Source organism: Shewanella marisflavi (genome assembly GCF_023283925.1).
GTDB lineage: Bacteria > Pseudomonadota > Gammaproteobacteria > Enterobacterales > Shewanellaceae > Shewanella > Shewanella marisflavi.
In genome coordinates, this window is sequence record NZ_JAKIKX010000007.1 from 187,570 (window position 1) to 194,878 (window position 7,309).

The 7,309-nt window shown below is 55.9% G+C and carries 1 protein-coding gene; it reads right to left on the minus strand.

Going from position 1 to position 7,309, the window contains the following annotated elements; all coding sequences use genetic code 11:
* Positions 1-15: 15 nt before the first annotated feature.
* Complete coding sequence (locus L2712_RS14740; RefSeq protein WP_346347568.1) at positions 16-7,179, minus strand: VCBS domain-containing protein; 7,164 nt, start codon at positions 7,177-7,179, stop codon at positions 16-18.
* Positions 7,180-7,309: the final 130 nt, after the last annotated feature.

A 7,309-nucleotide genomic window follows, 5' to 3' on the forward strand; every position in this document is an offset into this window, starting at 1 on the left:
GGCCTTTCTTATACCTTAAAACTGGTTGTGCATATCGTTTAAGGCATTGTGCAACAGTTCGTCGTCATGGGCGTTGGTATGCTGATCGTCTTTGGGATCTTCTATATCCATAAGGGATGGATGCGGCTTCTCTTTCTCATGCTCCTCCAATAGCGGATTGTCGAAGTGATCTACTTGAGTCAGAGTGAGACCATCGGCATCGAAGTGCTCTGTGGGCATCTGCGGCGTTTCCTGATCAGCGTGAGACTTGGTGTGGTTATCAAGCTGCGCCAGACCTTGCTGACTCAGTCCCACCATCTGCAGATAGTGATCCACTGGTGCGAGCGCCACGGCCATAACTGGTCGGGCGTCGGTGACTTCTCCATTCGATTCAGCGCCATGGGATTCGGCGCTACTTTCAGCCAGCTCGTGGGGCTGGTTATGAACCGACTTGTCATCCTGATCTGCAGCATGCTTATCTTCTGCCTTATCTTCGTCTGTTGGGATGATAATCACCTGGGCATCATCTATCGCGTCTTGGTCGCCATCCCATTGGGGCGCATCATGTAGCTCTGGTGGTGCGGCAGGATTTGGCGTGGCTGGCGTGACCGTCATATCCACCAACTGGGTCGATAGTTGGTTGTGACCGCTGTGACCGTGAACATAGGTGATATCCAGATTCACTTCCACATCCACATTAGAGGAGTGGCTGTCGTGATAGAGAATATGGAAGATATCGTGATGGGTTTCAGACATGGTTTCGCCCGCCCAATGGGTACCGCCAGCAGCCTTGTCGCCCGGTGTTGGTGCCTGGTTATAGACATAGTCTACATGGCCGGTATCTGGGTCTATGGTCAGAGTGCCGTATTGGCCCCTAAGGCTCAGGGTGGGATGACCATGACCGTCATCGATCGCCCAGGCGCCCGTGGTAGGGGCGTTGGGCGCAAGCTGTTGCAGTAACGGCGGGGCGATGAGATCGCCCGAAATGTGGGAGCCGATGGCGCCCGTCCCCGTTGGCGTAGGCGGCGTGAGAAAACTCATGCTGGGAATGGGGTTAGCGTGGTCGACCACATACAGGGGGCTGCTCATCTGCGCGTGATTCCCCGCCATGTCGTTGACCATGGCCTTGATCTCCAGGTTCCCGCCCGGCAAGGCATCGACCTCGGCTGCGCTTAGTTGAGTGCTCCAGCAACCGTTATGCACGTCGGCATGGTATTGCTGCCCACCAATGGTGACAGAAACACTCTGCCCCTCTTCGACATTGCTCACCGTCCCGCTGATGGTGAGCGGTTGATGCTGCTCGCCGGCCAGTAGCATGTTATCGCCGGCGATGGGGTTCATGTCTATGCTCGCCTGGGTGTCTAGTGTGATCGCCAGCGGAGTGGCTTGTACAGCTTGTTGGCTGCCGGGGGCCTGGGCGCTGGCGCTGATCTGATGCGCGCCCTCGCTCAGGCCGCTGAGCGCGACGCTGTAGTGCCCCTGGGCATCGCTTAACACGCTGGTGAGCTTGTTGCCCTGCTCATAGAGGGTAACCAGGGAGAAGGGGATGTCCGTCTGCCCTTCGACCACAGGGTGAGTGTCATGGGTGAGCCCGTCGCTGTCGGAGGATCCGGTATCGCTGCCATGGCTCAGGGTGAGGGTGATGGCGTTGCCTATGGTCTGTGTCGGTGTCGGCTGGGGCCTGGTGTCTACCAGCTGCGATGGGCTGGTGACTGTGGCATGTAATTGGGGTTGTTGGCCTGTGTCTGTTGGCGCGGTGAGGCTGACCCTGGCATCGAAGCTGATAAATTTGGTTTCGCTGCCGCCATGGTTATCACTGACCTGCACCTCGAAGGTGTCTGTGCCTTGGTATTGTCCGCTGGCCTTGTCGTAATGCATGCCGGCGACACTTTGATTGAGGCGGTAGCTGTAGGCACCAGTGTCCGGGTCGACAACCAGAGTGCCAAACTGTCCTGTTTGCTGGGCAACCGAGAAGGTGTGGCTGTCTTGGCTGTCTGGGTCTTGTACCGTGAGATGCCCCGTGGTGCTGGATAGCTGCGCCACGCCTAGCTTAGGGGCATCGTTGGTGCCAGTTATCTTGATGACGATATCCTGCGCCGTGCCGTCCAAGGTATAGACTCTGTGGGTAACCAAGACCTCCTGATGTTCGCTCAGCTCTTGTAGCCTGGCGTTGTCGACGTCGTAGGTCCAGCTGCCGTCGGCGCCGATATGCAGACTACCGCCAAAGGGATCGTCCACTTGTGTCGCCGTGCCCGCTTGGAAAGCCGCCTGCCCCGCGTCGGGATCCTGCACATTGAGTTGGCCCGAGATGGCTATCTGGTTTTGGATGCCTAGGTGTTGATCCTCGACTAGCTCGCCTCGGGTATCGCCTGAGACCTTGGCCTGGTCACTCACAGCCGTGAGTGTGGTGCTGGCGCTTGTGTGAGTCACTCCGCCGTGAGCATCTTTGACGTCATAGCTAAAATGAACCTCGCCGTTGTAGTCTTTGTCGGGGGTGAAGGTATAGGTGCCATCTTGGTTGTCTCGAATGGAGCCATGGTCGGCAATAAGGTTTGCAACGGTAAGCTGGCCTTGGTCGTTATTATCAATATCGGTTGCATGCGCCAGCAAATCAGACGCAGTAATGGTTTGAACAGTGTCTTCCTTGCCTGAGTTTAAGTGCACCTCACTTGATACTGTCGGTGCGTCATTAGTACCGTGGATGGTAATGACGATATCGTGGGTGGTGCCATCTTTAGAGTGCACCGTCACGGTATCCGTTAAGGTTTCGCCTTTACCTAAGTGCTGGATTTCAGGTTTGCGGTTATCTATGTAGTAATTCCAGTTCCCTTTTGGGTCAATTGCTAATTGTCCACCCAGCGATGAAGAATAAGGTCGCCACTCTGGGTGCATTGCTGCCGAGATAAGAGTTTTGAATTCAAAGCCACTTTCTCCAGCATCAGGGTCTATAGCCTGAAATGTGCCACGTGCTTCAAGCTTATAGGCGTAGTTCCCTTGCACAGGGGCATGAGGATGAAGATCTTCGGTGACAGCGCCGGTATCGGTTCCTGTAATTATTGCTGCGTCGTTGACAGCTGCTAATGTAGTGCTTGCGCCAGTGTGAGCCGTACCACCGTGGGCATCTTTTACATCGTAAGTAAAATGCACTTCGCCGTTGTAGTCCTTCTCTGGCGTGAAGGTGAAACTGCCGTCGGGGTTGGTGGTAATAGTTCCATGATCGGCATGCAGGTTGGCGACTGTAAGTTGCCCGGCGTCGTTGTCATCGACATCAGTGACATTGGCGAGCAGCTGGGTCTGGGTGATGGTGAAGGCGTGGTCTTCCAGGCCTGCAGGGAGTATCTGGGTGGCGCTAACCACGGGGGCATCGTTGGTGCCCTCTAGGGTGATCTTGATATCTTTACTCGTCCCATCGGTGCTGTAGACGCGATAGACGACCTGCTCAAACTGCCCCTTACCTAAATGCTGAAGGGCGTCATTTGAGACCACATATTGCCACACACCGTGCTTCTCGATATCCAGGCTGCCACCGAAGGGATCTGAGATCGCCTGAGCGTCGTGAGTCGCCCGAAAATAGCTCTCTCCCTTGTCTGGATCATGGACGTCCAGGGAACCCGTATAGTGCAGGGTATGGTGCGCATCACCTGCAGGATAATGGTCTTCCTTCAAGTAGCCCTTGTCTTCTCCCGTGATGACGGCTGCGTCATCTTGTCCTGAGATCTTGATGATGATCTGCTGCTCAGTGCCATCCAGGCTATGTACCGTCAGATTTTCGTTGAGTGACTCGCCGGATTTGAGCCCTTGAATAGCGGCCTGGGAGTTGTCGGCCGTGTAGGTCCAGTGGCCGAGATCGTTGATGGTCAAAGTGCCGTATTGGCCTTGTAGGCTAGTGGCGACAAATTGCGCCTCGCCATAATCGGCATCGGTCACCGTCAGGGCGCCATCGACCCTCAGCTGACCCTGGTAGAGGCCTTTGTCTTCGGTCACTGCTCCCGTGGCGGTGCCACTTATTACCGCCTTGTCGTCTGTGCCATTGATGGTAACTGTGACCTTCTGCTCTGTGCCATCGATGCTGTGAACCAGCAATGTATCCGTTAATGACTCACCCGTTTTTAAGCCTTGAATGGCGGCCTGGGAGTTGTCTGCTGTGTAGGTCCAGTGGCCGAGATCGTTGATGGTCAAAGTGCCGTATTGGCCTTGCAGGCTGGTGGCGATAAATTGCGCCTCGCCATGATCGGCATCTGTGACCGTCAGCGCGCCATCGACTCTCAGTTGTCCCTGGTAGAGATCTTTGTCTTCGGTCACCGTCCCTGTTGAAGCGCCGCCAATCACAGCCTTGTCGTCTGTACCATTGATGCTGACGGTGACCTTCTGCTCTGTGCCATCGACGCTGTGGACATATAGGGTCTCGGTGAGTGACTCGCGGGACTTTAGCCCCTGAATCGCGGCTTGAGAGTTATCGGCGGTGTAGGTCCAATGGCCATTTGAATCAATCGACAGTGTGCCGAATTGACCTTGTAGTGAGGTTGCCTGGAACTGCGCTTGACCACTGTCCGCATCAGTGACCGTCAGCGTTCCGTCCACTCTCAGCTGACCCTGATAGAGGTCTCTGTCTTCGGTCACGCTGGCTGTTGCCGCGCCGCCAATCACCGCCTTGTCGTCTGTGCCATTGATGGTGACGGTCACCTTCTGCTCGCTGCCGTCGACGCTATGAACAAACAAGGTCTCGGTGAGGGACTCGCCAGATTTTAGCCCCTGTATCGCATTTTGTGAGTTATCTGCTGTGTAGCTCCAGTGGCCGAGTTCATTGATGGTGAGGGTGCCGTACTGGCCTTGCAGGCTAGTGGCGGTGAACTGGTTTTGTCCACTGTCGGGATCGGTGAGCGTCAGCGCGCCATCGACTCTCAGTTGACCCTGGTAGAGATCTTTGTCTTCGGTCACCACTCCCGTGGCGGTGCCGCTTATTACCGCTTTATCGTCGCTGCCATTGATGCTGACGGTCACCTTCTGCTCTGTGCCATCGACGCTGTGGACATATAGGGTCTCGGTGAGCGATTCGCCGGCCTTTAGCCCCTGAATCGCGGCTTGAGAGTTATCGGCGGTGTAAGTCCAGTGGCCGAATTCATTGATGGTGAGGGTGCCGTACTGGCCTTGCAGGCTAGTGGCGGTGAACTGGTTTTGTCCACTGTCGGGATCGGTGAGCGTCAGCGCGCCATCGACTCTCAGTTGGCCCTGGTAGAGATCTTTGTCTTCGGTCACCGTCCCTGTTGAAGCGCCGCCAATCACAGCCTTGTCGTCTGTACCATTGATGCTGACGGTGACCTTCTGCTCTGTGCCATCGACGCTGTGGACATATAGGGTCTCGGTGAGTGACTCGCGGGACTTTAGCCCCTGAATCGCGGCTTGAGAGTTATCGGCGGTGTAAGTCCAGTGGCCGAGTTCATTGATGGTGAGGGTGCCGTACTGGCCTTGCAGGCTAGTGGCGGTGAACTGGTTTTGTCCACTGTCGGGATCGGTGAGCGTCAGCGCGCCATCGACTCTCAGTTGGCCCTGGTAGAGATCTTTGTCTTCGGTCACCGTCCCTGTTGAAGCGCCGCCAATCACAGCCTTGTCGTCTGTACCATTGATGCTGACGGTGACCTTCTGCTCTGTGCCATCGACGCTGTGGACATATAGGGTCTCGGTGAGTGACTCGCCGGACTTTAGCCCCTGAATCGCGGCTTGAGAGTTATCGGCGGTGTAAGTCCAGTGGCCGAGTTCATTGATGGTGAGGGTGCCGTACTGACCTTGCAGGCTAGTGGCGGTGAACTGGTTTTGTCCACTGTCGGGATCGGTGAGCGTCAGCGCGCCATCGACTCTCAGTTGGCCCTGGTAGAGATCTTTGTCTTCGGTCACCGTCCCTGTTGAAGCGCCGCCAATCACAGCCTTGTCGTCTGTACCATTGATGCTGACGGTGACCTTCTGCTCTGTGCCATCGACGCTGTGGACATAAAGCGTCTCGGTGAGTGATTCGCCGGACTTTAGCCCCTGAATGGCGGCTTGAGAGTTATCGGCGGTGTAAGTCCAGTGGCCGAGTTCATTGATGGTGAGGGTGCCGTACTGACCTTGCAGGCTAGTGGCGGTGAACTGGTTTTGTCCGCTGTCGGGATCGGTGAGCGTCAGCGCGCCATCGACTCTCAGTTGACCCTGGTAGAGATCTTTGTCTTCGGTCACCGTTCCTGTTGAAGCGCCGCCAATCACAGCCTTGTCGTCTGTGCCATTGATGCTGACGGTGATCTTCTGCTCTGTGCCATCGACGCTGTGGACATATAGGGTCTCGGTGAGTGACTCGCCGGACTTTAGCCCCTGAATCGCGGCTTGAGAGTTATCGGCGGTGTAAGTCCAGTGGCCGAGTTCATTGATGGTGAGGGTGCCGTACTGGCCTTGCAGGCTAGTGGCGGTGAAGTGAGCATCGCCGCCATCGGGATCGATCACCGTTAGCTGCCCCGATGTCTTTAGTTGCCCGGCGATTAGATTTCTGTCTTCTGTCACCGAGCCGCTGGCCATGCCATGGATTAGGGCTCGCTGATCTGCGCCGTGAATCTCTATGGTCACTATCTGGCTGACGGGTTGTCCTGAGCTGTCGGTTGCTGTGACTCTGAAGGTCTCAGTAGCCACCTGACCCGAATGAAGGGAGAGGGTGTTAGGCGAGCTATTATCGAGCCGATACTGCCAGGCACCTGTATCTGGGTTGATCACCAGCTCACCATAGATGCCAGATGAATGGGGCACGGCCCAGTGAATACTGTCACCCGTATCCGGATCCGTAGCAATCAATTGCCCCGATATCCGGTCAACCGAGCCTAGTTCGTTGAGACTGGCGTGATGGACGCCTGAGATCACCGGTAGATCGTTACTGCCCTCGACGGAGACACGTATGACGCTGCTTACTCTGTTGCCCAGATTATCTGTGGCCGTAATGGTGAAGGTTTCATTGTGGTGCTCGCCTTCAAACAGGGCATTGGTCTTGGCATCGTAGTTGTTGAGATGATAGTGCCACTCACCTGTGCTGGGATTGAGCACAAGATCGCCATATTGCCCCTTACTGGTCTCCACCGTCCAGATGACGGCGTCCTTAGTGTCGCCACTGGCCGCGAGTTTGCCCGATACCGTATCGATAATACTATTTTCTTTAATCGTTTGAAAATCTTGTTGACTATCAATATGTAACGGGTTTTCATGCGTGCCAGTGCCAGTGCCAGTGCCAGTGCCAGTGCCAGTGCCAGTGCCAGTGCCAGTGCCAGTGCCAGTGCCAGTGCCAGTGCCAGTGCCAGTGCCAGTGCCAGTGCCAGTG